At 57.9% G+C, this 23,087-nt stretch carries 22 protein-coding genes and 1 riboswitch; of the genes, 5 read left to right on the forward strand and 17 right to left on the reverse strand.

Translation table 11 applies throughout. The annotated features are described in order from the left end of the window. Nucleotides 1–39 precede the first annotated feature (39 nt). Both AC2FIZ_RS00165 and mnmH read left to right on the forward strand, forming a co-directional pair. Nucleotides 40–705: an SOS response-associated peptidase gene (locus AC2FIZ_RS00165; RefSeq protein ID WP_281994370.1), complete on the forward strand. Its 666-nt coding sequence runs from the start codon at nucleotides 40–42 to the stop codon at nucleotides 703–705. 44 nt (nucleotides 706–749) lie between these two features. Beyond that, a complete protein-coding gene (gene mnmH / locus AC2FIZ_RS00170; RefSeq protein WP_281971808.1) occupies nucleotides 750–1,802 on the forward strand; it encodes a tRNA 2-selenouridine(34) synthase MnmH in 1,053 nt (350 codons plus the stop codon). Here mnmH and selD read toward each other — a convergent pair. From selD to AC2FIZ_RS00205, 7 genes are read right to left on the reverse strand one after another with little or no spacing between them, the layout of a single operon-like run. Next, the gene (selD, locus tag AC2FIZ_RS00175; protein ID WP_496790404.1) at nucleotides 1,793–3,952 is read right to left on the reverse strand and encodes a selenide, water dikinase SelD; all 2,160 of its coding nucleotides are present in this window, start codon (nucleotides 3,950–3,952) and stop codon (nucleotides 1,793–1,795) included. The genes mnmH and selD overlap by 10 nt on opposite strands. Nucleotides 3,953–3,957: 5 nt before the next feature. Beyond that, on the reverse strand, nucleotides 3,958–4,344 hold the full coding sequence (locus tag AC2FIZ_RS00180) for a Na+/H+ antiporter subunit G (protein WP_271947999.1): 387 nt from the start codon (nucleotides 4,342–4,344) through the stop codon (nucleotides 3,958–3,960). 7 nt (nucleotides 4,345–4,351) lie between these two features. Next, a complete protein-coding gene (locus AC2FIZ_RS00185) occupies nucleotides 4,352–4,621 on the reverse strand; it encodes a K+/H+ antiporter subunit F (protein ID WP_142632846.1) in 270 nt (89 codons plus the stop codon). Further along, nucleotides 4,618–5,118, reverse strand: a complete 501-nt coding sequence (locus tag AC2FIZ_RS00190) for a Na+/H+ antiporter subunit E (RefSeq protein ID WP_142632848.1) — start codon at nucleotides 5,116–5,118, stop codon at nucleotides 4,618–4,620. Before AC2FIZ_RS00190 ends, AC2FIZ_RS00185 begins: the two co-directional genes overlap by 4 nt. After that, nucleotides 5,115–6,659, reverse strand: a complete 1,545-nt coding sequence (locus AC2FIZ_RS00195; protein ID WP_282027859.1) for a monovalent cation/H+ antiporter subunit D — start codon at nucleotides 6,657–6,659, stop codon at nucleotides 5,115–5,117. Before AC2FIZ_RS00195 ends, AC2FIZ_RS00190 begins: the two co-directional genes overlap by 4 nt. Beyond that, nucleotides 6,656–7,015: a Na+/H+ antiporter subunit C gene (locus AC2FIZ_RS00200; protein WP_142632852.1), complete on the reverse strand. Its 360-nt coding sequence runs from the start codon at nucleotides 7,013–7,015 to the stop codon at nucleotides 6,656–6,658. Before AC2FIZ_RS00200 ends, AC2FIZ_RS00195 begins: the two co-directional genes overlap by 4 nt. Next, on the reverse strand, nucleotides 7,015–9,888 hold the full coding sequence (locus tag AC2FIZ_RS00205) for a monovalent cation/H+ antiporter subunit A (RefSeq protein ID WP_281972385.1): 2,874 nt from the start codon (nucleotides 9,886–9,888) through the stop codon (nucleotides 7,015–7,017). Before AC2FIZ_RS00205 ends, AC2FIZ_RS00200 begins: the two co-directional genes overlap by 1 nt. 226 nt (nucleotides 9,889–10,114) lie before the next feature. Between AC2FIZ_RS00205 and AC2FIZ_RS00210 the strand changes: the two genes are divergently transcribed. Beyond that, nucleotides 10,115–10,588: a rhodanese-like domain-containing protein gene (locus tag AC2FIZ_RS00210; protein WP_142632854.1), complete on the forward strand. Its 474-nt coding sequence runs from the start codon at nucleotides 10,115–10,117 to the stop codon at nucleotides 10,586–10,588. Next, the gene (locus AC2FIZ_RS00215) at nucleotides 10,585–11,400 is read left to right on the forward strand and encodes a CE1 family esterase (protein WP_281971811.1); all 816 of its coding nucleotides are present in this window, start codon (nucleotides 10,585–10,587) and stop codon (nucleotides 11,398–11,400) included. Before AC2FIZ_RS00210 ends, AC2FIZ_RS00215 begins: the two co-directional genes overlap by 4 nt. Here the strand turns inward: AC2FIZ_RS00215 and mdoH are convergent, their stop codons facing one another. The 7 genes from mdoH to AC2FIZ_RS00250 all read right to left on the reverse strand — a co-directional run bounded on the left by mdoH (nucleotide 11,401) and on the right by AC2FIZ_RS00250 (nucleotide 20,892). Beyond that, complete coding sequence (gene mdoH, locus AC2FIZ_RS00220) at nucleotides 11,401–13,269, reverse strand: glucans biosynthesis glucosyltransferase MdoH (protein ID WP_281971812.1); 1,869 nt, start codon at nucleotides 13,267–13,269, stop codon at nucleotides 11,401–11,403. Next, entirely contained in the window at nucleotides 13,266–14,765 is a 1,500-nt protein-coding gene (locus AC2FIZ_RS00225) for an OpgD/OpgG family glucan biosynthesis protein (RefSeq protein WP_496790405.1), read from the reverse strand. Before AC2FIZ_RS00225 ends, mdoH begins: the two co-directional genes overlap by 4 nt. Beyond that, nucleotides 14,762–15,979 carry an OpgC family protein gene (locus AC2FIZ_RS00230; RefSeq protein WP_142632862.1) on the reverse strand — a complete coding sequence of 406 codons (1,218 nt, stop codon included), beginning with the start codon at nucleotides 15,977–15,979 and terminating at the stop codon, nucleotides 14,762–14,764. The genes AC2FIZ_RS00225 and AC2FIZ_RS00230 overlap by 4 nt, the downstream gene beginning before the upstream one ends. A gap of 34 nt (nucleotides 15,980–16,013) precedes the next feature. Next, nucleotides 16,014–17,384, reverse strand: coding sequence for a tetratricopeptide repeat protein (locus tag AC2FIZ_RS00235; protein WP_142632864.1), 1,371 nt, complete (start codon nucleotides 17,382–17,384; stop codon nucleotides 16,014–16,016). A gap of 181 nt (nucleotides 17,385–17,565) precedes the next feature. Continuing rightward, complete coding sequence (locus tag AC2FIZ_RS00240; RefSeq protein ID WP_142632866.1) at nucleotides 17,566–18,750, reverse strand: CaiB/BaiF CoA transferase family protein; 1,185 nt, start codon at nucleotides 18,748–18,750, stop codon at nucleotides 17,566–17,568. Then, the gene (locus AC2FIZ_RS00245) at nucleotides 18,737–20,356 is read right to left on the reverse strand and encodes a thiamine pyrophosphate-binding protein (RefSeq protein ID WP_496731796.1); all 1,620 of its coding nucleotides are present in this window, start codon (nucleotides 20,354–20,356) and stop codon (nucleotides 18,737–18,739) included. Before AC2FIZ_RS00245 ends, AC2FIZ_RS00240 begins: the two co-directional genes overlap by 14 nt. A gap of 77 nt (nucleotides 20,357–20,433) precedes the next feature. Beyond that, entirely contained in the window at nucleotides 20,434–20,892 is a 459-nt protein-coding gene (locus AC2FIZ_RS00250; protein ID WP_271947979.1) for a DUF302 domain-containing protein, read from the reverse strand. A 68-nt stretch (nucleotides 20,893–20,960) separates the two neighbouring features. Here AC2FIZ_RS00250 and AC2FIZ_RS00255 point away from each other — a divergent pair, with 68 nt between their 5' ends. Next, entirely contained in the window at nucleotides 20,961–21,374 is a 414-nt protein-coding gene (locus tag AC2FIZ_RS00255; protein ID WP_496705815.1) for a DUF1636 family protein, read from the forward strand. Here the strand turns inward: AC2FIZ_RS00255 and AC2FIZ_RS00260 are convergent. The 3 genes from AC2FIZ_RS00260 to AC2FIZ_RS00270 form a co-directional block, all read right to left on the reverse strand. Continuing rightward, complete coding sequence (locus AC2FIZ_RS00260; protein ID WP_496692424.1) at nucleotides 21,371–21,865, reverse strand: hypothetical protein; 495 nt, start codon at nucleotides 21,863–21,865, stop codon at nucleotides 21,371–21,373. The genes AC2FIZ_RS00255 and AC2FIZ_RS00260 overlap by 4 nt on opposite strands. A gap of 66 nt (nucleotides 21,866–21,931) precedes the next feature. Next, nucleotides 21,932–22,630: a CbtA family protein gene (locus AC2FIZ_RS00265; protein WP_496692423.1), complete on the reverse strand. Its 699-nt coding sequence runs from the start codon at nucleotides 22,628–22,630 to the stop codon at nucleotides 21,932–21,934. Nucleotides 22,631–22,634: 4 nt separating this feature from the next. Beyond that, nucleotides 22,635–22,805, reverse strand: coding sequence for a CbtB domain-containing protein (locus tag AC2FIZ_RS00270; RefSeq protein ID WP_142632876.1), 171 nt, complete (start codon nucleotides 22,803–22,805; stop codon nucleotides 22,635–22,637). 37 nt (nucleotides 22,806–22,842) lie between these two features. Further along, a riboswitch (cobalamin riboswitch) is annotated at nucleotides 22,843–23,051 on the reverse strand. Nucleotides 23,052–23,087 lie beyond the last annotated feature (36 nt).

Below are 23,087 nucleotides of genomic sequence, written 5' to 3' on the forward strand. Positions count from 1 at the left end.
CTGTGCCTGTAGAAAACGATTGTTGAAAGTTCATTACCTATGTGCGGACGGTTTGCAATAACCCTTCCAAATGATGCCATGGCCCAGTTGTTTTCTGCGCGCCCGGCCAATGCTCTGCCTGTTGTCCCGAATTTCAACGTTTGTCCGACATGTCAGGTGCATGTGGTCAGGGCAGGCGAAACCGGGCGTCAGTTGGATGCCTTGCGTTGGGGGTTTTTACCACACTGGTACAAGTCCAAAACCGCTGGGCCATTGTTGATCAATGCCCGCGCCGAAACGCTAGCTGAAAAACCGGCGTTCAGGGTGGCCTGCAGAGAACGCAGATGTCTGATCGTTGCCAGCGGGTTTTATGAATGGACCAAAACCGAGAGCGGAGACCGGCTGCCCTGGTATATTTTCAGAAAAGACGGGGCCCCGATTGCTTTTGGCGGGGTATGGCAAGATTGGGGACCCGAGGGCGACCAGAAGGGAACATGCGCTATCGTTACGACACCAGCGAACCGCAATCTGGGCATAATTCATCACCGCATGCCCCTGATTGTTGAACCTGAAAACTGGCCTTTATGGCTGGGTGAAGTGGGCAAGGGGGCTGCGCGGCTGTTGTCTCCGGGGCAGGAAGATATTCTTGGCTTTCATCGTGTCGATCCGGGCGTCAATTCCAATCGGGCCAGTGGACCGACGCTTGTCGATCCCATCACAGGTTGACACCGTGCCTTTCCATCCGGTTCAACGCGGGTTAGATCGTTGACATGGTTCTGAAAATCACCAGCCTTCAGCAGTTATACGCGCATGAGTTCGACACAACCATAGACGTGCGCAGCCCGGCTGAATTTGCCGAGGATCATTTGCCCGGGTCTATCAACCTGCCAGTTCTGGATAACGACGAACGGGCGCGCGTCGGGACGATCTATGTCCAGGAAAGCCCGTTTCTGGCCCGCAAGCTGGGGGCGGCTCTGGTTTTCAGGAATGCGGCCAACCACATTGAACACAGCCTGTCCCATCACGAAGGGGGGTGGAAACCCCTTGTATATTGCTGGCGCGGTGGGCAGAGATCTGGTTCGTTTACCTGGATGCTACAACAGATTGGCTGGCGGGCCGAGGTTGTCGAGGGCGGCTATCGGGCTTATCGCCGCTTGGTGAGCCGGTATCTGTATGACGATCCGTTGCAGTTTCAATTCGTCCTTCTGGATGGGTATACGGGCACAGCAAAGACCGAGCTGCTTACACACCTTCAGGAACGTGGTGTCCAGGTTCTGGATCTCGAAGGGCTTTCCAATCACCGGGGGTCGTTGCTGGGGGCAATGCCGGGCGGACAACCCAGTCAAAAGGCATTCGAATCCGCGCTGGCCGCAGAACTTTGTGGTTTTGACCCCACCCGTCCCGTCGTAGTCGAAGCGGAATCGTCCAAAATCGGCTCTTTGATCCTGCCGCCGAGGCTTTGGTCCGCCATGTGTGCGGCCGTGCGCATTCAGATTGATGCCCCGATAGAAGCGCGCGCGGAATATCTGGTCTCGGCATATGACGATGTCCTCAGCGATGCCGAGCGGTTGAAAGATCTCCTGTCGCCGCTGAGGTCTCACCGTGGGCATGAGGTGGTGGATGGGTGGTTTGCGCTGATTGACGGCGGTAACAAGTTGGCCCTTACACGGTCACTTATGGAACAGCATTACGACCCAGCTTATGCCAAGTCCGCGCGCGTACACAGCACCGAGATTGTGGCCTCGATCCAGGTTCCCTCGCTGGCAAGTACCGGTCTGAAAGAGGTCGCTGTGCGGGTCGAACAGGTCCTGGATCAGCTCTGAAGTTTTAAACCCGGCGTATCGTCGATCATGCCGATGATTGATGCCGGATATCCAGCCGCACGTAGGTCTGCACACAGGCCTGGCGCGTCATCGGCTTGGACAGCGGCCAATAGCCCTCCGGCGGTTTGAGGGTCGAAAAGAAGATCAGCCTTGGGTCTGTTGGCGAGTTCAGGCGCAATGGCGCGGTTGTCTTCGAAGATCGTGGACCGAACACCGCTTGCGCTAAGCTCCACAGCCCCGGCCATCACGGGAACCGCATCCAGAGCAATTACCGCACCGCAGCCCGAGGCACCGCAAATACCTTGCAGATGCCCTGCCAGACCAAACCCGGTCACATCGGTCATAGCATGGGCGCTGAACAGAATGCGCGCGGCTTCGCCCTGGGGCTGGACCATGTGGCGGAACGCCTCGGCGACCCAGATGCCATTGGCCAAACCGGCCATTTCGGCGGCCATGATCACGCCGCTGCCAATCGGCTTGGTCAGGATCAAAGCGTCGCCCTTGCGGGCTCCGGACAAGATGATCGGGTCGTTTTCGCACAGGCCGGTCAGAGTGAACCCGATGGTCATCTCATCCCCCATCGAACTGTGGCCTCCGACGATTTCGGCCCCGGTTGCGCGGATGACGTCACTGGCGGTGGCCATGATTTCTGACATTGTACGTAGTTGCAGTGCGGGTGACATCCGAGGCAGAATAATCGTTGCGGTGGCGGCCTGCGGTGCCGCACCCATCGCCCAGATATCACCCAATGCGTGAATGGCCGTGATCCGTGTCATCAAAACCGGATCATTGGTAAAGCTGCGCAAATGGTCCGAGGTCATCACCTGTCGCGCGCCGCCGGTGAGAAGCAAAGCCGCATCGTCACCTGAAAGCGGTATAACGTCTTGCCGATCGGGGGGCGGCAAATCAGACAGAACACTGCGCAAAGCGCGACGCCCAATCTTTGCGCCGCACCCACCGCACATGGGCTTTTCACCCAGGACTTCGGGCACGCCCAAAGCGTGGTCGCGGGGCAACTCTGCTGCTTTCATCGGCGGCAGATTCCGGAACTTATTCATGAAATTCTGGTCGATATGGTTCTTCCATTTCCACATCAACGGACCACTGAGCGAGGTTCCCAATCGCTCGGCCAATGCGGATTTCCCACCCAGCGATATCAGCTTGAGGTAATCTTTTTGCGGATGATAGGGGCGCATCTTTCCGACACCCAGCGAGGCCCGAAGATTGTCATAAAGAATCGGGGCTTCTCGGACGGCATAGACACCTGCTTTTGGTCTGGGGTTTTCTGACAGATGGGCACAATCGCCGGCTGCGAACACAAAAGGATTGCTGGACTGCAGCCGGCTATTCACCGTGATATAGCCATCGTGAAGATCCAGCCCGGACTGCGCCATCCAACCATAGGGTTTGGCCCCCGCCGCCCCCGTCACGAATCCAGCCGCAATCTGGCGCCCGTCCTCCAACCGGATGTGATCCGCATGAATTTCGACGATGGCGGCCTGTTCGATCACGTCGATGCCAAGGTCAGCCATCGCATTGCGAATGATCGAGGCCGCCTTAGCGCCAATCGCGGTCAGGGCCCGAGCATTGTCGATCAGGGTCAATCGGGCGCTGCGGTTTGCGGAACGCAGAGCGTGCGCCATCGCCATGATCAACTCGACACCGGCAACACCACCACCGATCACGGCAACCGAGGCGGCGCCTGCGCCAGATTGGTACTCGGCCCACCTGGCGGCAAAAGACCCTAACGGTTTTGCGGGGACCGCATGGTCGGAAAATCCAGGCAGGGCCGGCATGTCGGATGTAATGCCAACATTAATCGAGGCTACATCATAGGCGACGGGCGGTCGGCCGGGCACATGTACCTCTTGCCGGTCAGGGTCTAACCCTTCGACGGCACCCAATATCACCCGTGCCCCGGCAAAGCGAGCCAGACGCACCAGATCAATATCCAGGTCACCCCGGCGGTAATGACCGGCAACGAAACCGGGCAGCATCCCTGAATAGGGGGCTGAAGGCGTGGGGTTGATGACCGTCAGGCGCGCGCCAGGCAGGGGGTTCATTCCCCATTTTCGCAACACCAGCGCGTGCGTATGACCGCCGCCGATAAGAACCAGATCGCGGGTCAGGGGTAGTGGAGGTCTATGCATAGGTATCAGGTGTTTCTGTGATCAGGAACGTCTTCGACCTGTTCGACCGCATGTGTAGCCCAGATTTTGTCCTCACCCGCGTCCGGCAGATCCTGGGGCTTTTCATGGCGGTGAATATGCCATTTGGCAATAAACAGGGCCGTGATCGGAGCAGTCAGGAACAGAAACAGCGTGATCAGCAGCTCGTGCAGAGACAGGTGATGTTCGATCAATACGGAATGGATGATTGAGGCGATCAGAACGCCACCCACCCCAAGCGTTGTCGCTTTGGTGGGGGCGTGAAGCCTGGACATCGGGTCCTTTAGCTTGATCATCCCGTACGATCCGACAAAACCAAATATGCCTGAAACAACCAGGAAGAAGGCGACCAGAATTTCAAAGATTACCGACATGTCGCCCTCACTCGATGATATTGCCGCGCAGCATAAAGCGCGCGTAGGCAACGGTTGAGACAAAGCCGAGCATGGCGATGATCATGGCAGCCTCGAAGAAGATTTCGGTCCCCAGAAACAGCCCGTAAAGCACCATAAGGGCAATTGTGTTGATCACCATCGTGTCCAGCGCCAGAACCCGGGTGCCCACTCCATCGGCCGTAATGATCCGCCACAGGCACATCATGATGGCTGCGCCGAAACAGGCAAAGGCAAAGTAGATTGCTAGCTCGATCATTCGAAAATCTCCTTTAGCCTGCGCTCGTATCGTTGCTTGATTTGATCGCGTACTTCGTCCGGGTTTGGCGCATCGAGGCAGTGGACCAGCAGGTTGTGACCCTGCGCGGACAGATCGCAACTGACGGTGCCGGGGGTCATGGTGATTGTCCCGGCCAGAACCGTAATCGCCTCTGGTGTGCGCAGTTCCAGCGGAATGCAGACCCAGTTCGGTTCACGGTCGGAATCCCGTTTGAAGAGGATGATCCTAGCAACTGTCATGTTGGCGACAACAATGTCCCATAGAACCACCAATATGTATTCGGCGATCATCGGCCAATTCCGAAGAATGGGCCGGTCTGGCCAATACGGCTGTGTGACGAAGGGGATGATAATTCCCAGCACAAGGCCAAACACCAGTGAATTCAGCGATGGTGTGTTTGCCAGCAAAATCCACACGACCGTCAGCAGGAAAGTCAGATGCGGGTGCGGGAATATCCGGTGAAGCAGTTTTTTCATTCTTCCACCCCTAACACGGCCGAGATGTAGTTTTCGGGTGCAAACAACTGTTCCGCTGTGCTGGTAGCGTAGTTCATTGCAGGCCCGGCAAACAATGTCAGCATGACCAGACCGATGATCAAAGCAAATACCGACGTAAAGGCCAACCCGGGCGAAGGTTCCGGGGCTGCCTGAAAGGCGGTCTCGCCGCCAGTTGTATCGGCTTGGTCGGTGGCCAAGCTGGCGTCATGGCTTTTCCAAAAGATCAAAGTTCCGGCGCGGGCTAGCCCTACTATGGTTACGAATGAGCCGATCAATACCACAGCCCAGACCGTATTTGCGTCTGGTGCATCTCGCGCGGCGTCCAGGACCAGCAGTTTGCCAATGAACCCGGACAGGGGCGGCATCCCGGCCAAAGCAATCGCACCAATAAAGAACAGTGCGGAAATCAGTCCGGTCTGTGCCATAGGGTGCTTTGGGGCAATCGCGCCTCCGCGCCGCTCGATCACCAGATCAGCAATCAGGAACAACAGCGCCGTCGCAAGCGTCGAATGGTAGATATAGAACAAAGCGGCGGCGGTTGCTGTTTCGGTGAACAGGGAAATTGCGATCAGCAGGGTACCCATTGACGCGATGGCGCAAAAAGCCACTAGGCGCGCGATGTGTCGTGAGCCCAATATGCCGATTGTACCAACGGCCAGAGTTACCAAAGCGGCAGGTTGCAGCCAGTTGATCACAAGATCATGCGCAACCAATACCTCGGGGCCAAAGCCAAGCGTGTACATGCGCAAGATCGAGTAGGCCCCGACCTTTGTCATGATCGCAAACAGCGCTGCAACTGGCATAGGAGCATTCGCATAGCTGGCCGGTAGCCAGAAATGCAGCGGTAGAACTGCAGCCTTAATGCAGAATACCAGCAGCAACAGGGCAGCACCCACTCTTATCAGAGCGGTGTCTTCGAACGGAAGCTCGGCAATCCGTACAGCCATATCCGCCATGTTCAGCGTGCCGGTCACTGAATAGAGCGTGCCAAGGGCAAACAAAAACAGCGTTGAGCCCAAAAGGTTGTAGGCGACATATTGCACGCCTGCCTTGAGCCGAACGGCTCCACCGCCGTGCGTCATCAAACCGTAGGACGCGATCAGCAATACCTCGAAGAACACGAACAGGTTAAAGGCGTCACCTGTCAGAAAGGCACCGCATACGCCCATAAGCTGAAAGTGGAATAAGGGATGAAAGTGCTTGCCGCGTGCATCCCATCCGGAGGCAATCGCATAAAGCACTATCGGAAGGGCTAAAAGCGCGGTCAGCAAGACCATCATGGCAGATAACCGATCCAGCACCAGCACGATTCCAAAGGGCGCTGGCCAGTTGCCCAACTCATAGACCAGAATGTCTCCACCTGCGGCCTGTGCGGTGATTGTCAGGGCGATGCCAAGCAGTGTCACGACACCGGCGACCGAGAATATGCGCTGCAAATCAAGGTGGTATCGCAGGACCATGATGATGAACGGAGCCAGAATCGCGGGCAGGACGACTGGCGCAACGATCCAATGGTTCATGCGTCTTCTCCCGGCGCGTCCGTATTGTCATGAGCGGCCATGTCGATGTGGTCATCCTTGGCCGACAGGTAAGCCGAAAGCGAGATCATCACGATCACCGCAGTCATCCCGAATGAAATCACGATGGCGGTCAGCACCAGGGCCTGCGGCAAGGGATCGGTATAGGCGACCTCTTCATATTTGTTCAGAACCGGCGGCGCGTCCAAAGCCAGCCGCCCGGTGGCAAACAAAAAGACGTTCACCGCATAGGTCAGCAGAGACAGGCCCAGAATGACCGGAAAAGTCCGGCGACGCAGGATCAGGAAAATCCCGGCGGCGGTCATCACGCCAACCGCAGAGGCTACGAGCGCTTCCATCAGACCTGCTCCTTTTCTTCTTGTTCTTCTTCAGGCGGATCGTCCCGCAGCGGGTTGATATCCATTGGGAATTCCTGCGCCATGCCGGGCTGCCAGGCCAAGCGGGACAGGCTATCCAGTGCCAGCATCACCGCGCCCAAAACCGCAAGGAACACGCCGGTATCGAACAGCATGGCGGTTGCCCATTCGAACTCTTCCAGTGGCGGCCAGTTCAGATATCCGAAATCGCTGGTAAGGAAGGGACGTTCATTGAACCATGCGCCAATTCCAGTTGCTGCGGCGATCAGAACGCCCCAGCCGATTGTGCCGTGGTAATAGAACCGTTGCCGTTCGATGGCCCAGGTATAGCCGCTGGCCATATATTGCATCAGATAGGCGATGGCGACGACCAGACCGGCGATGAACCCTCCGCCTGGTTGGTTATGGCCGCGGAAAAAGATATAGGCCCCGACCATCAGCGCGATCGGCATCATCACTCTTGTCGCCACGACCATCATCAACGGATGAGAGTCGCCCGATTGCGGCCAGTGCGGTTTACGGTTCAGCAAATACCCCCGGACATTGGTTTCCAGAACCGCCTCGGTCAGGGCAAAGATGATCAGGGCGGCGATGCCCAGAACGATGATTTCGCCGAAGGTATCAAAGCCACGGAAATCCACCAGGATCACGTTGACCACATTGGTGCCTCCGCCGCCCTTATACGAGTTGGCCAGATGGAATTCGGAAATGCTCGGGAAACCGAAATCCCGCAGCATCAACGCGTAGATCAACGCACCTGATCCGATGCCTGCCACGACCGAAATTGCCGCATCCCGCCAACGCCGCGCCGCGCTGCTGTCCCAGGGCGTGTCCGTGGGCAGGAAGTTCAGTGACAACAACAGCAGGATCATCGTCACTACCTCGACAGAAATCTGTGTCAGGGCAAGGTCGGGTGCGGACAGATAGTTGAAGGCCATCGAGACGATCAGGCCAACGACTCCGATCAGCACCAAGGACAGCAGCCGGTTGCGGTGGAACCACATGATGGCCAGCGTCGCGGCGATCAGGCAGATCCAGCCAATGAACGGAATGATCTGAACGGGTAGGGGCGTGCGTGTTTCAACGCCAATAGATCCGGTGGCGAATGCATAATATCCCAGCCCAACCGTAAAGACGATCAGGATGGCCGCATACCGGCTGAGGACCCCGTTATGCAGAGTATCTGTGACCCAGCGGCTGGTCGCCGTAAGCGCAGCGATCACTGCGTCAAAAATGGTTTTCGCCTCGGGTCTGGGCAGGGCATTCCAGATGAACTCACCACGCCGATGCTGTGCCAGCAAGGCCAGGCCACCCAGTGTGGCGAACGCGGACATATACAAGGCAGGCGTAAACCCGTGCCAGAGTTTCAGCGAATAATAGGGCAGCTTCTCGCCCCCGATTACCGCACTTGAAACAACTGCCACCAGCGGACCTACGATGGCGTTGGAATAAAGACCGATCAGGACGACAAGCACGACCAGGAAAGCGGGTGCAAGCCAAAGCCCGGCCGGTGGGTCATGTGGATGGGTTGGGTAATCGTCGCGTACTGGACCAAGGAACACGTGACCAACAAAGCGGAACGAATAGGCTGCAGAGAACAAGGCCGCCAGCAGCGCCAGTCCGGGCACAAGATAATGCGAATGCAGCCAGGTTGTGTGGACCGTTTCCTCCAGCATCATCTCCTTGGACAGAAACCCGTTCAGCGGAGGTAGACCGGCCATGGAAAGTGCGGCAATCGTCCCGATGGTGAAGGTGATGGGCATCAAATGGCGCAATCCGCCCAGTCGCTTGATATCCCGCGTACCGGTTTCGTGATCCACGATCCCGGCGGTCATGAACAGGGCTGCTTTGAACGTCGCATGGTTGATGATGTGGAAGATGGCAGCAACGGCGGCGATCTTGGTTCCAAACCCCAGCAGCATGGTTATCAGGCCCAGATGCGACACGGTCGAAAACGCCAGCAGCGCCTTGAGATCGTCTTTGAACAGGGCGATGCAGGCCCCGATCAGCATGGTTACCAGGCCGGTTGTGGCCACAATGTAGAACCACGCATCAGTACCCGCCAGAACGGGCCACATGCGGGCCATCAGGAACAACCCTGCCTTCACCATCGTGGCCGAGTGCAGATAGGCTGATACTGGCGTAGGGGCGGCCATCGCGTGTGGCAGCCAGAAATGGAAGGGGAACTGTGCCGATTTGGTGAAACACCCCAGCAAAATCAGGATCAGCGCTGGCATGTAATAGGGTGAAGACTGGATCAGTTCTTTGTTCTGGAGAATGACGCTTAGGTCATAAGAGCCAACGATATTGCCCAGGATCAGCATCCCCGCAATCATCGCCAAGCCGCCAGAGCCGGTCACAGCCAGCGCCATACGTGCGCCCTGTCGTCCCTCAGGGAGGTGTTTCCAATATCCGATCAAAAGGAATGAACTAAGCGAGGTAAGTTCCCAGAATATCAGCAAAAGTAGGATATTGTCCGACAGAACGATTCCCACCATCGCGCCCTGAAACAGCAGCAAATAGGTGTAAAACTGCCCCATCGGGTCTTCGCGCGACAGGTAGAACCGCGCGTAGAGGATGATCAGCAAACCGATGCCAAGGATCAGCAGCGCGAACAGAAACCCAAGGCCGTCCAACATGAAATTGGCGTTTAGGCCCAGTGCCGGAATCCAGTCGAACCGGGCCGTAACGACCTCGCCGCGCATCACGGTTGGGATGTGAATCAACAGCCCCATCAGCGCCAGAAAAGTAGTCAACCCAGCGGCCGAGGCTGCTGCGTTTCGTCCAGCCCGGATCAAAAGGGCTGGGAATACAGCTCCGAGGAAGGGAAGGGCCGCGATGAGGAATAGGGACAACTGCGATACTCCGGTCTGGGCGGTCAAAAGTGCTATTGATTTTGTAAGGATAATTCGCGGAGTGTCCAGCGATTGCAAGCCATTCTGCCTGTTCAGGGGCCCCAAGGCAGAGGATGGTACAGGTAAAGCGGCGATGACACGAACTTGAACAGGCAGGTTAATTTCGACACGGAACTGGATAAGCTGCTGTGATACATAGGACCGCATCGGATCAGGAGGGATTACAGTGGCTGCTGGGGCAAACCGGACACGGCGAAAGGTTCTGCTGTTTGGTGCGGCTGCTGTTCTGGGCGGTTTTGCAGTCCGTGAATACCGCCTGATCCCGCAAAGCTATGCGGGCGGTCGGATCAGTGTCGGGGATGCGCATCAACAAGCTAGGCTTGGAGATATATTTTTGGTGGACATCCGTACCCCACGCGAATGGGATGCCTCGGGCGTGGGCGAAGGCGCGCATCCCCTAGACATGCGTCGCGATGATTTTGAAGAGGCGCTGCTGCAGATTGTCGGCGGAGACCACGATGCCCCAATCGCCCTGATCTGCGCGCGCGGTGTGCGCTCGGCCCGGCTGAGCAACCAGCTGTCCGAGGCGGGGTTCGCAAATATCATCGACGTGCCCGAGGGTATGTTAGGCTCAGCAGCAGGGCCGGGCTGGGTCAGGGCAGGCCTGCCGGTTCAACACTATGATGGGAAAGCAGAATGATCCGAAGCTTGTTTCTGTCGGTCGGGATGGCCGTGATCGCGAATGCAGGAATGGCCGCCTGTGTCGATCAGGAAGACATGTGCGAAACGCCGTCGGGTGGGTACCATATCGAACTTCCCGAAACCGAAAACCCACCGCTGGTGGTGTTTCTGCACGGTTATGGCGGGACTGCGACCGGAACGCTGAAGAACCGCAGCTTGGTTGATCCTCTGCTTGCGCGCGGATATGCGGTTATGGCACCGGAGGGGTCCGAGCGTAACGGCCGCCAAAGCTGGAATTTCTTCCCGGGTTGGGAAGGGCGTGACGAAACGGCTTTTCTGCGCGAGGTGGTTCAGGATGCGTCGGACCGGTTCGGGGTCGATGATGACCGCGTCGTGTTGGGCGGGTTTTCTGCGGGGGCCTTCATGGTCTACTACCTCGCCTGCGCGGCGCCGGATACGTTTTCGGCCTATGCTCCGGTTTCAGGTGGGTTTTGGCGACCGCATCCCGAGGCCTGCGATGGCCCGGTGCGCATGTTTCACACCCATGGCTGGATCGACAATGTAGTCCCGCTGGAAGGGCGTCTTTTGGGCGGTGGTCGATTCCATCAGGGCGATATCTTTGCCGGTCTGGAAATTTGGCGGGTCGCAAACGAATGCGCCGATACCAAACCCAGCGGATTTTCCACGACCGGGCAATTCATGCGCCGCAAATGGACCGGATGCGCCGATGGCGCGATGTTGGAATTCGCACTTTTCCCAGGTGGTCACAACGTGCCGCAGGGATGGTCGGATATGATGGTAGAGTGGTACGAGGGCCTGCCGGGTGGTTGATCACTCGGCAGGAGTCATGACGGTTTTGCCTTCGACCAGGCGCTTCAATTCATCCCTGTGGAGACGGGCGGACCGGGTGATTGCCGGTTCCTGAACATCTTCTTTCATTCCGACCATGCGCCGCGCCGGTGAGGTTGAAACACCGCTGAGTGCGGAAAGCGGGATGGCAAAGGCCAGGCTTATGGCAATCGGAGCCAGCCAGATTGACACCAGACCCGATAGGATGCCGGCGCCCAAGGCTATACCGCTGATAGTTTCCAGCGTGTGACATAAGATCAGCGTCCGCAGTCCATAGCTGCCACCATCCCGCGCCTGAGGAGACCAGCCTTTTTGAATACCAAGAATTGTCCGGAAGACGGCGATCATCTGTTGCACCATAAGGATCGGCGCATAGAGGATCGACAGGATGACTTCCGAGATGAATGAGGTCATGAATTTACCTGCGCCACCGAAATCCGCATAGCGCACACCGCTAAGTGGCAGGGCAAGTACGCCAAGTACCTTGGGGGCCAGCAACATAGCATACATGACCAGAATGATCAGCACGTGGCGGGTTTCCGACATCTCGGGCCATTGCGGGAACAGCGGATTGTCGGGGCTGAAATAATGCAGGACCGAGGCATCCTCGCCCTGACCGATCAGCGCCCACATCACCAGCAAGGCAAACCAAAGCGGCGACATCAGATATCCGACTGCTCCATGGAACATGTGGAACCGCGACACAGCGCGGAATCCGGTTGAGCCCAGCAACTTCAGGTGTTGCAAATTGCCCTGACACCAGCGCCGGTCACGCAACGCGTGGTCGATCAGCGTTGGTGGGGTTTCTTCATAGGATCCTCGGATGCGCGGTAGGAACCGCACGCCCCATCCGGCGCGACGCATGAGGCCGGCCTCGACGAAATCGTGGCTCATGATCAGTTTTTCCTGACCATTCATTGCGCGCAGTCTTGGCAGCCCCGCGCAGTTGGCAAAAGCCTTGGTGCGGATGATCGCGTTATGGCCCCAATAGTTACCTTCCTGACCACACCAGCGGGCTAGACCTTCGGCGAAGGCGATACCGTAAACGCCATTGGCAAATTGCTGCATCCGGGCAAAAACCGACTGAGCACCAATTAACTGAGGGTAACTCTGGATCAGGCCCGCACCGGGGTCTCGCGCCAGAGAATCCGTCAGGCGCAGGATGGCGCGGCCGGTCATCAGGCTGTCGGCATCCAGCACGAGCATCGCATCCCAATCCGCACCCCAACGGCTGACCCAATCTGCGATATTTCCGACCTTGCGGTCTGTGTTCTGTTCTCGCCGACGATAATACAGTTCCAGTCCCGGCGCGAGGGTGGTGCGCAACGCTTCGACGCTGGCTTGTTCCTGTGCCGCGATCTCGGGGTCGCGGGTGTCAGAGAGGATGAACATCGCATAGTGGTGCTGACCATCCCGCGCGCGCAGGTCTTCCAGCATGGTGCGGGCGTTGCCCAGCACGTTCCAGGGTACTTCATTATAGACCGGCATAAGAAGCGCGACGCGCAGCGCCTGTGGGCGGCCCTGACGTTTGGGCTGTTCCTGCCGCGACAGGGAAATCATACCCAACAAAACGGTGCAGACCGTGAAAGAGATCCAGAAAAAGTTGAATGAGATCAGAGCCAACAGAATCGCTTCGATCAGATTGATCCCTTCGGCTCCGAACCAGTCGGTCATGACCCAAAGCAAGCCCAGCGTAGCCGCCATCGCAGGCGAGAACGCCAGCGCACGCCAGAATCCCGCAGATGCCTGCCTGCTGCGGGGCGCCTGAGCGTCACGGAACCCAGCGCTGAAATTCTGCTCCGGCATCGCCAGGGGTGCCTCAGGCGGCATGATATGCAGATCGTTGCTCATGATGTCCAACGATACAGCCAGACTTCGGAGGCAGGCTGCTTGTCTTTCAGCAACTGCGCACGCAGTTCCACATGGTTCCGGTCTCCCGGCTCGAAGGAAAAGGCCAACCGCAGGCCGCCAGTATCGGGGTTGCGCTGCAGGACGCCATCCGAGGTCTCTGCATGGGGCGAGTCCACAAAGATCGTCATCGCCTCAGGTTCGTCGAATAGCTCGCTGGCTTCAAAGTCGATCACCGCCAGACGGCCCTCGCCAAATGTGTTGTCACCCATCGCAGTGTTGATCACGCGTGGCATCGGGGTGCGCTGTGGTTCTTCACCCCAGATCAGGCGGTAGGACAGGTCCACCTGGCTTCCGGCCGCATAGGGCTCCATCGGACGCCAATAGGCGACGATATTGTCGTAGATTTCCTGATCGGCAGGGATCTCGACCAGAGTGACCGCACCTTTGCCCCAATCGCCAGTTGGTTCGACCCAGAGGCCGGGGCGTTTGTGGTAACTCGCTTCAAGATCGGCATAATCCGAGAACGCGCGTTTCCGCTGCATCAGGCCAAACCCGCGCGGGTTCATGTCAACAAAGGACGAGAACTGCAGGCGGGTCGGGTTTGCCAAAGGCCGCCACAGGACCTCGCCAGCGCCGTTGCGGATCAACAACCCGTCGCTGTCATGCACCGCAGGGCGGAAATCGTCGAAACGGCTGTGATTGGTCTGATCGAACAGGAACATCGACGTGCCGGGCGCAATGCCGACATGGGTCAACTCGGTGCGCGGGAAGAGCGTCGCCTCGACCTCCATCACGCAATCAGCGCCTGCCGTGACATTGAACCGATAGGCCCCTGTCACGCTCGGGCTGTCCATCAGGGCGTGAACCACCATATTGCGCTGACCGGGCTTGGGACGTTCCAGCCAGAAACGAATGAATTCGGGAAATTCTTCGCCATCCGGATCGCCGGTTTTCAGCGCCAGCCCCCGGGCCGACAGGCCGTAGACCTCGTGAAGGCCGATCGCCCGGAAGTAACTGGCGCCCTGAAACACACAGAACTCATCGGTTTTTCCGGGGCGGTGCATTTCAGTCCGCAGGCGCAGGCCCGAAAAACCCAGCGTGTCGTCGACGGGCAACTGAGGAACCTCGGTCGACTTGTCAAACATCGACAGATCGAAGGCTACGGGTTTAGCCATGCCGTCTTCTACAGTCGACACCTGAACCGTGCGGGGGAAATAAAGCCCAGGGGTGAAGAAATCTACGTTGAAAGGCGTCTCAGATTCGAACCAAAGCGCACGATCCAGGCGGAACCGGATCGAGCGGTATTGCTCATAGGTCAGGTCCTGCCATTCCTGCGGGACCATCTTGCGCTCGGCAAAGGGCTTTGCGGCCAACTCGCGGGCCAGCGAGATCACGTCACTGCGGTCAAACGGGACCTCTCCGCCCACGGCAAAGGTGGCCGGGGCGAAGGCAAGCGCCGAAGTCGTGGCCAAAAATGCGCGACGTGTGAATTTCATTTCTTTGATTTCCAGGGTTGTGACTTAAACCACGCGGCCAAATAGGCCACGCTGATGATCATGGCAAAGCCAATCATATTAGCGACAAAGACAGTGGCAAAATCCCGCCCAAACAAATCGAGCCCAACGCCGATAAGTCGTGCTGCTGCCATGGAAAATACGAATACGGCAAGTGATTGCTGACCCACTTTGGTGACCAGGGTCAGCACGATTTGCCAAGCTTTGGCGCCTGCGCTCTGACCGGTTGCGATCAGGCGGTGTCCATGCTCGCCAGCAGCGACCCAGCCCAGATAGGCCAGCGACAGGAAATGCATGTAGCGAAACAGACCGAAATCGGTCTTGTCGCGGAATTCCTTCGTGATGGGCCAGACTTTGCGGATTTCATCGGCCAAATCCGGGGCTGCGGCATTCACCCATGTGAACACTTTCCACGACCCGAAAGGCATTGAAAAGATCAGGAACAGCGCCGCTGCCCAAATCAACGTTTTTGACACCGGAGGGGCCGGGATCCAGCCGCGCATGAATGCAAAGCCAGTAAAGAAAAGCAACTGCCAGCCAAAAGGGTTAAAGAACCACTGACGATCCGACCAGGGCTCGGCGGGCAGGTCCAGAACGTCGGTCTGCGCCACGAGCCAGATAGCAACGGATGTGGCTGCAACCGCCCAGAATCCGATGCGGGACAGGCCCATAAACAGCGGCATCATTGCAAGAACCACCAGATACATGGGTAGAATGTCGAAATAATTCGGCACGTAGGTCAGGGTGAACAGGCCGACGATCTGCGGAGCAGGATCATTGAAGAAATGCTGCAGGTTCAGGGACGAGATGTAGTTCTTCTCAAACAGGCCTGATTGATTCAGCGCAGCCATCGTCATCGCGACAAAGAAGAACAGGCCGATATGCGCCCAGTAAACCTGCCAGATCCGGTATGATACCCGCGCAGTGCCCATCCACCAGCCCTTGCGCAGGAACGCGCCGCCAAAGGCGATGGCCGAGGCCATGCCCGAACAAAAAACAAAAATCTCGGTTGCATCCGAAAAACCAAACCGGGCAGGGATCCACTTGGCCCAGGGGTCGTTGGGAATATGCGCAATCAGGATGATGAACATCGCGATTCCGCGATAGAAATCCAGACGCGGGTCGCGCGTACTAACAGGGGCGGCCGAGGTGGCTGCCACAGGTGCAAAATCAGAAGCGGGCGATAGAGTCGCCATACGAGTTCTGTCCTTCTTCAGTCTTTTTGTTTTGTTATTCTGCCGGAACGCTTTGTGCGTCTTGGTTATCGCGAGCCGCGTCGATCAATGCGCGGCGCGCCATAGCATAATTGTCCTCACCCCCGGCCCGCTTGGCACGGCGGTCGTCTAGAATGCGCTCGACAGCATCCAAACGGCCGGCACGCAGGCCGGAATCAATAGTGATGCGCTCGAATACATCACGTTGGGCGTGGCTACCACCGGCCAGTTGCATTCCGTCCCGTGCATTCGACAGGAAATCAAATGCTTCGCCGTAAAGGCCGTCGCCAAAAGCCTCAAGCCCTTTGGCTGCGGCAATACCGGGATCCGACATCCGGATCGGAGTGTCGCCCTGATTGCGCTGGGCATCTTTCTGGATGCGCTGCAGCATTTTGCCGGTCGCTTCGGTCCGGTTGTCGCCGGTCAGGGCCAGCAGATAGTGAAGATCGGCGAAGATCAGGCAGCCATCTTCGGTCCGGGCGGCGCTGAGGTCGGCCAGTTCCTCCCAGCGGTTTCCAACTTTGACGCCCTCAAGCTCGAGCCGGGACAAAAGCGACGTGGCATTCGATATGTCACGGTAATCGTCGGTTTTGTCCTGCCGGACATACTGGTCATACAGTTCCATAACCTGATCGACCTGACCCAGGTCCAGATGCATCAGCGCCTTGTGCCACCAGACATGATAGCGAAAGTTGTTGCAATGCGCCCAGGCATCCTCGCGTCCGGCCAGCCAATCAAGACCTTGCTGCGCATTGCCGGTCATCTCGTGCACATGGGCCACTGCGTGCAGACCCCAGGCATCATCCGACACCATCCACAGTGCCTGACGTCCGGCGATTTCGGCTTTTTCATAGGCCCCGGTTTCCTCAAGCGCGAAGGAATGGCACCCCAGAAGATATCCGCGGCCGGCGTGGTCGGGTTCATAAGCAGGCAGGACACGTTCGATCGACCGTCGCATACCAGCGGCATCTCCCAAGACAAACCGTGTTGCGTGGCTGAGTTTCATCGCCAGCGAGTCCTGTGGGTGGAGGCGCAGAATTTCTTCAAACTTCTGGATTGCATGTGAGGGCAGGTCGGACAGGTAAAGGGCCAACGCGTCGACATAAAGCCGCTCGCGATCAGTTACCGGTTGGCGATCCATAGCGGTGTTGGCAGCATTCAACGCTTCCGCTGCAACTGGCATCATCTCTCGCCGGCCCAGCAAGACCAGGAACAGGCCTTTGACGGCGTGACCAAGCGCGAAATCGGGCTCAAGCTCTAGCACTTTGCCCAGATGCAGGGGTGTGACAGCTGAATGCGCCATGAAACCAAGCAGAACACCATTCCACGCCTCGACACTGGCCGAATGGCAAAGAGTGTTCATCTGTCCGAAAACATCTTGTTTCATGCGCGGGATCCAATCCATTTGCGATTTATTACTTTATTCGATTTAGCAGAGAGTCAGGCGGGGTCGTATCAGTATCGGCCCTGCTCTCGAATTGGTGAAAAGCTGTGTGTGGAAAACGTGAAAAAATCCGCCGATTCAACGGCATGTTTCAGCAATATGCCGCCTAGTAAGGCATTGTGTTTCAATCTTCAAATGGGTTCTTCGCGTTCAAGACTGCTGCAGTGTCCGCTCCGAACTGTGGCGGAGCCGTCCGGTAGGTAACCGGTGTCCGCGACAATTTCAGCGGGTTTCCGATCAGTTTTACCTCGGCCGGGGCAGCCTGCATCGCGATCTGCATTTGCCGCGCCGCGACCTGCTCGGTGTCAAAAACCTGATCCAGGGTCTGGACCGGCCCAACTGGTACTTTGCGTGCCTCAAGTTCTGCGATGACGGTTGTTGTGTCATATGACTGAACCGCAGGGCGCAATAGGGCGTTCAACGCATCCCGGTTTTCCAGCCGCGCCGGATTCGTCGCAAAGCGGACGTCATCCGCCAGATCAGGTTGGTCGATGAATTCGCAGAACCGGCGGAACTGACTGTCATTACCTACAGCAAGGATCACATGGCCATCAGCGGTTTCGTAAACGTCATATGGAACGATATTTGGATGACCATTCCCACGGCGTTGTGGCACATTGCCGGATGTCAGATAATTCACGCCTTCATTGATCAGCCACGCAATCTGGGAATCGACCAGAGCCAGATCAATTTGCTGTCCCTCTCCGGTCTGGTCCCGATGGCGCAATGCTGCCAAAATGCCAACGCAGGCATACATACCGCACATGACATCAGCGATACCAACTCCAACTTTCATCGGCGCCCCTTGGGGATCGCCGGTCAGAGACATGACACCGCCATAGCCCTGCGCCATCAGATCATATCCGGGCTTTGATGCGTTAGGCCCATCCTGCCCGTAGCCTGAGATCGAACAATAGACGAGGCTAGGGAATTCCTGCGAGAGCGATTTGTAATCCAGCCCGTATTTCGCAAGCCCGCCGGGTTTGAAATTCTCGATCAGGATGTCCGCAAACGAGGCCAGCCGCCGAATTTCCGCCTGACCTTCGGGTGTGGTGATGTCGATGGCGACCGATTTCTTGTTGCGGTTGGCTGACATGAAATAGGCACTAAGATCCGATGGAACCCCGTCGGCATCAGCGACATAGGGTGGGCCCCACTGGCGCGTGTCGTCCCCTTTAGTAGCAGGGTTTTCGATCTTGATAACGCTGGCACCCAAATCGCCCAGCAACTGTGTGCAGGTCGGTCCGGCCAGAATGCGGGACAGGTCCAGAACCTTGACGCCCTTCAGCGGTCCTTCAGATCCGGCCATCATATCCTCCGCGGTCAATCTCAGCAGCGATTACGGTGAACCTATCAGACTTGGTTGCCGCTTCCAGAGCATCCCTCAGTTCGGCGCGGGTGCGCACCGTGTGACCATTCCCACCGAAGGCCCGGCCCATAGCTGCAAAGTCGTGGCGGTCGAAATCGACGCCTACGTTCCCCATTTGCCGCTGACGCTGTTTCAATTCGATCAGGGCAAGGCTGGCGTCGACGAACACCAGGAAAATCGGGTTACCACCCATCTCGGCAACGGTCGACAGTTCTCCGGCGACCATCAGGAACCCGGCATCGCCGGAAAAGCTGATGACCGGGCGCGTGGGTTCGGCCAGTTTCAGCCCGATGGCCATTGGCAGAGCGCAGCCCATGGTGCAGAGCGCTGAAGATTGGATCAGCCCGCGTTCTTCGGAACATCCCCACATCTGGCTGAGAAGGATGCGATGTGCGCCACTGTCAGCGGTGGCCAATGTCTCGGCAGGAAGAACCGCGCGGGTTTCCGCAATTACCGCGGCGGGACCCCATACGTCATCAGTAGGGAAGGCTCGCGCCAGGGCGGCCCGAACCTGTTCGGGCTCACCGCCGGGCCAGGTGGCGCGGGCAGGGTTGCCCTTTGCAACGGCCTCGAGGGTCGCGCCGGTATCAGCCACCAGGTTCAACCCGGCCTGATGCATGTAGTGATCGTTCGGAACCGCCGAAATGTCGATGACGCGCTTTTCTTCGGGGTCCCATATCTCGCGCCAGCCAGGGCGCATTTCGATCGGGTCATAGCCCAGACACAACACCAGATCGGCCTGTTCAACCAGCGGCACCAGATGGGTGTCAGCAAGCGGCGACAGGCCCGCGCCGCCAAGGCACAGTGGATGATCCTCGGGAACCACGCCCTTGGCCTTGTAGGTTGTCACAAAAGGAATGCCAAAATGTTCAAGGAACGCCTGCACCACATTGCGCGAGTCGTCATATAGAACATCCAGGCCGATAATCGCGATGGGCCGTTCGGCCTGTGCCACCCAGCGGCGGGCTTTTTCAACGCAATCCCCCTCGGGCGCGACGGCGGCAGGTTTGACAAGACGGCGGCGTTTGACATCGGTCACAGGCGCATCCGCAACCGAAATCGGCACGTCGATATGCACCGGCCCTGGGCGCGGCTGACTGGCCAGCGACACCGCTTTGTCTGCGATAACATCCGCGCCTTTGGCGGTCAGCATGAATGTCCCTTTGGTGATCGAGCGATAGACCCGTGCGTGATCCATGACCTGATGGGTGTATGTCAGCGCCTCATCTGCGTCGACACAGCCGGTCAGCACGATCATTGGCACCCGGTCCTGCAACGCATTGGCGACCACATTGATCCCGTTCATCGCGCCTGGACCGAGTGTGGCCACCAGAATGGCCGGGGCACCGTCGCGGTGATGCACCGCCTCGGCCATAAAGCCGGCCGCGTTCTCGTGTTTGGTCAGGTGAAAGGTTATCCCCGCCTTTTCCAACGCATCCACTAGGGTCAGCACCTCGCCACCTGGCATGCCAAAAGCGTGGCGGCAGCCAGCCTCATAAAGCCGTTGGGCCAGAATGTCCGCAGCGCGGGGCGACGAGTCCTGCATCAGTAAAGCTCCGAAAACTGTTTCAACGCAGATTGCGGAGGACAGACCCGGACGCAAGGCGCATCACGCCAGTGTGACTATTTGACAGCGGCTTCGGCCACGATCTGAAAGGTGTCATCCAATTCCTGGGCAATGTCCCTCAGGGGGTCTCCGCCCTCATAGATATAGGGCGCGAATACAAAGCTGGGCGTTTTATAGGATAGGGTGGCGGTGCCGTCCTCGTTTTCGGTCACGTAAAACCGGATCGGTGCTTCGATCATTGCGCGCACCGAGGTTTCCAGCACGCGCACCGCATAGTCATTGTTGAAGGCGCCGATCACCAGATTGCCTGGGATTGTAATTCCCCGCGCGGCGGCGGCTTTGGTGGGGCCGGCCTGCGTGACCACGATCAGACCGTTTGCCTTAACCGCCGATTTGGTGTCCGAGACTAATTCATCATAGCTTTTGCCCGTTGGATACACGGCCCATCCCGAGAGCGGTTCGTCGGCCCAGGCGGGCAGGGCCAGCAGGGCGAAGACGGTCCAAAGCAGTTTCATCCAGAGGCTTCCTTTTAAGGTGTCTGCAGGAATCCTGCCAGAAATGTGAGAACGTCGCACTCACAATCTTGTGTGCATTCGGGATTGCGCCGCGCCGCTTAAAGCCGCAGAAACGGGCGCAGGACGAAGGGAAAGGTCTGGATCGGATGCGCCTGATGATCTGCAAAACCTGTGGCACCGCACGCGATCGGGCGGCCGAGGTGCAGGCTGTGAAGGACGCACTGAAAAGGGCTGGATTGACGGATCAGGTCGAATTGAGCGAACACGCCTGTTTCAGCAGCTGCGCGGAACCCACGGCCCTAGCTATACAGGCGCTGGGGCGCGCATCTTATGTGTTTTCGGGTGTCGATGTGGTGGCGGATGCTGCGGATATCGCTGAAACTTGCCGTACTTACCTGAACAGCCCGCAGGGCTGGATCGAAGACGCCCGACCCTGCGGGCGGCTTCGGATGTGTTTGCGTGCGCGTATTCCGGCGCTTTAGTCAACCTGAACCGTAACCGCAGCACGAACCGGCACGTTATCGACCGAAAGCGGGCTATGGCTGTTGGAATTCAGCGAAACCGAAACCTCGACCTCACCTTTGGGCAACTGATCAATGTGCATCCAACTGCCGTAAAGCCGGGCGAGCTTTTCTCCGTTGATGTAAACATGCGCGTGCCCTTCGCCTGCCATGTCTGCGGTCGATGCGTTCTGCGGTGCGAAGGTAAAGTTTTTTGGCATAACATGCAGGTTCCAGCCAGACATAGGATCCTGTGTCAGAGCGATGTCCAGTGTAGGTGCATCTGTGCCTGCCGGTAGGTTCAAGGCCGTGGAATGATCGTGGGCCATGGTCTCAGTGGGTGAGGCTCCGTGAAGAGACGGATCAGAATGGTCGTGGCCATCAAATGTGACGCCGTTTGCAGCAGCAATTACAAATCCTGTACCGCCGCCAAAGACCAGACCGATCACGAATAGAGCAAGTGAACGGGTCATTGTATTTCCTTGAAAACATAGGGAAACGCGCCAAGTTTACACCCGGCGCGTTCAATCGAAGTGCGATCAGGCCGTTGCTTCGGAAGGTTGCGCTTCTTTCTGCCAGAAATAGCCAGCGAACGCGCCAACCAGAACCCATGCAACCAGACCGATTCCAAAAGCTCGTGCCGCGAACAACGCGCCAATTTCAGTCGGCACAGGGCCGGTGAAAACATCGGGCTCGGGTGCACCTATAAGATGTGGCACCAACAGAAGTACTGCGGCGATCACATAGCTGATCAGGTTACCTCCAAAGGCGATCAACCACATGGCGACAAGGGCTGCTGCAACCGTTGCGAACCACCAGACCTGACGTGCATAGACATCGGCTGCCGCGACACCCGGCACTTCGGGCGCCAGGGTGAAACCTGGTGCAAGATGGAAGGCGATAAATCCGGCCAAACCCCAAAGGACGCCGGTCCGGCCATCAATCTGATGCCCTTGACCTTCGGCTACCGACATCAGCGCAACCATCACCAGCGCATAGCCGGTATAGGTCAGCATGGTAAAGATGACACTCAGCGCATCACGCGTCAGTTCAGAGAACATGCGCGGCAGTTCGGGATGAGCCGATACGGTCTCGGCCCCGAAATGCACCAGCTCTCCGGATTCATAAAGCTCGGCATGCAACAATACTGGTTGCACAAATACCAACTGCAGCAAGGCGGCAATCAGCCCCGCTGCAGCACCAGCGAACAACGCGCTGGTCAATATACGACTGAACACGGTCTTAGTGGCAGGGGAAGCCGGTCGCGTGACGCACGTCATGCGCTGCATCATGCAGGGCCGCTGCCTGAACGTGACCGGTCAGCGTAATGAGGCCCAGACCCAGAACCACTGCAAACATGACCGGAACAAAGCCTGTACGCGCGGCGGATGCTGTTTTCGTTTGTGTTGCCATTTTGTATTCTCCTCTGCCGCCGCACCCGACGGCCGGTGTTTCGTTTTTGCGCCTGGCAGGTCTCCTGGCTTGCGGGTCGATGCCTCTGTTCGCCTTCCCCCCGGAGAACCGGGAGTGGCTGGTTGAACAGGGGCTCTCCGCTTACAGTCGCGGGGGCGGCTTTGGAGTTGACCACCGAGGCAGTCGCACCAAATTCCCTCTTAGCATCCGGATTTCTCCGGCAGGACCAGACACCCCCATTTAGCCGCTATAGCTGTGGCGGTGCAATCATCATTTGCGACG

Source organism: Ruegeria sp. CDSB022 (genome assembly GCF_059611145.1).

What these genes read in the sequence shown, in the direction of transcription:
- AC2FIZ_RS00165 (WP_281994370.1), top strand. Translation starts at nt 40, where the DNA reads ATGTGCGGACGGTTTGCAATAACCCTTCCAAATGATGCCATGGCCCAG.
- mnmH (WP_281971808.1), top strand. Translation starts at nt 750, where the DNA reads ATGGTTCTGAAAATCACCAGCCTTCAGCAGTTATACGCGCATGAGTTC.
- selD (WP_496790404.1), bottom strand. Translation starts at nt 3,952, where the DNA reads ATGCATAGACCTCCACTACCCCTGACCCGCGATCTGGTTCTTATCGGC.
- AC2FIZ_RS00180 (WP_271947999.1), bottom strand. Translation starts at nt 4,344, where the DNA reads ATGTCGGTAATCTTTGAAATTCTGGTCGCCTTCTTCCTGGTTGTTTCA.
- AC2FIZ_RS00185 (WP_142632846.1), bottom strand. Translation starts at nt 4,621, where the DNA reads ATGATCGAGCTAGCAATCTACTTTGCCTTTGCCTGTTTCGGCGCAGCC.
- AC2FIZ_RS00190 (WP_142632848.1), bottom strand. Translation starts at nt 5,118, where the DNA reads ATGAAAAAACTGCTTCACCGGATATTCCCGCACCCGCATCTGACTTTC.
- AC2FIZ_RS00195 (WP_282027859.1), bottom strand. Translation starts at nt 6,659, where the DNA reads ATGAACCATTGGATCGTTGCGCCAGTCGTCCTGCCCGCGATTCTGGCT.
- AC2FIZ_RS00200 (WP_142632852.1), bottom strand. Translation starts at nt 7,015, where the DNA reads ATGGAAGCGCTCGTAGCCTCTGCGGTTGGCGTGATGACCGCCGCCGGG.
- AC2FIZ_RS00215 (WP_281971811.1), top strand. Translation starts at nt 10,585, where the DNA reads ATGATCCGAAGCTTGTTTCTGTCGGTCGGGATGGCCGTGATCGCGAAT.
- mdoH (WP_281971812.1), bottom strand. Translation starts at nt 13,269, where the DNA reads ATGAGCAACGATCTGCATATCATGCCGCCTGAGGCACCCCTGGCGATG.
- AC2FIZ_RS00225 (WP_496790405.1), bottom strand. Translation starts at nt 14,765, where the DNA reads ATGAAATTCACACGTCGCGCATTTTTGGCCACGACTTCGGCGCTTGCC.
- AC2FIZ_RS00230 (WP_142632862.1), bottom strand. Translation starts at nt 15,979, where the DNA reads ATGGCGACTCTATCGCCCGCTTCTGATTTTGCACCTGTGGCAGCCACC.
- AC2FIZ_RS00235 (WP_142632864.1), bottom strand. Translation starts at nt 17,384, where the DNA reads ATGAAACAAGATGTTTTCGGACAGATGAACACTCTTTGCCATTCGGCC.
- AC2FIZ_RS00240 (WP_142632866.1), bottom strand. Translation starts at nt 18,750, where the DNA reads ATGGCCGGATCTGAAGGACCGCTGAAGGGCGTCAAGGTTCTGGACCTG.
- AC2FIZ_RS00245 (WP_496731796.1), bottom strand. Translation starts at nt 20,356, where the DNA reads ATGCAGGACTCGTCGCCCCGCGCTGCGGACATTCTGGCCCAACGGCTT.
- AC2FIZ_RS00250 (WP_271947979.1), bottom strand. Translation starts at nt 20,892, where the DNA reads ATGAAACTGCTTTGGACCGTCTTCGCCCTGCTGGCCCTGCCCGCCTGG.
- AC2FIZ_RS00260 (WP_496692424.1), bottom strand. Translation starts at nt 21,865, where the DNA reads ATGACCCGTTCACTTGCTCTATTCGTGATCGGTCTGGTCTTTGGCGGC.
- AC2FIZ_RS00270 (WP_142632876.1), bottom strand. Translation starts at nt 22,805, where the DNA reads ATGGCAACACAAACGAAAACAGCATCCGCCGCGCGTACAGGCTTTGTT.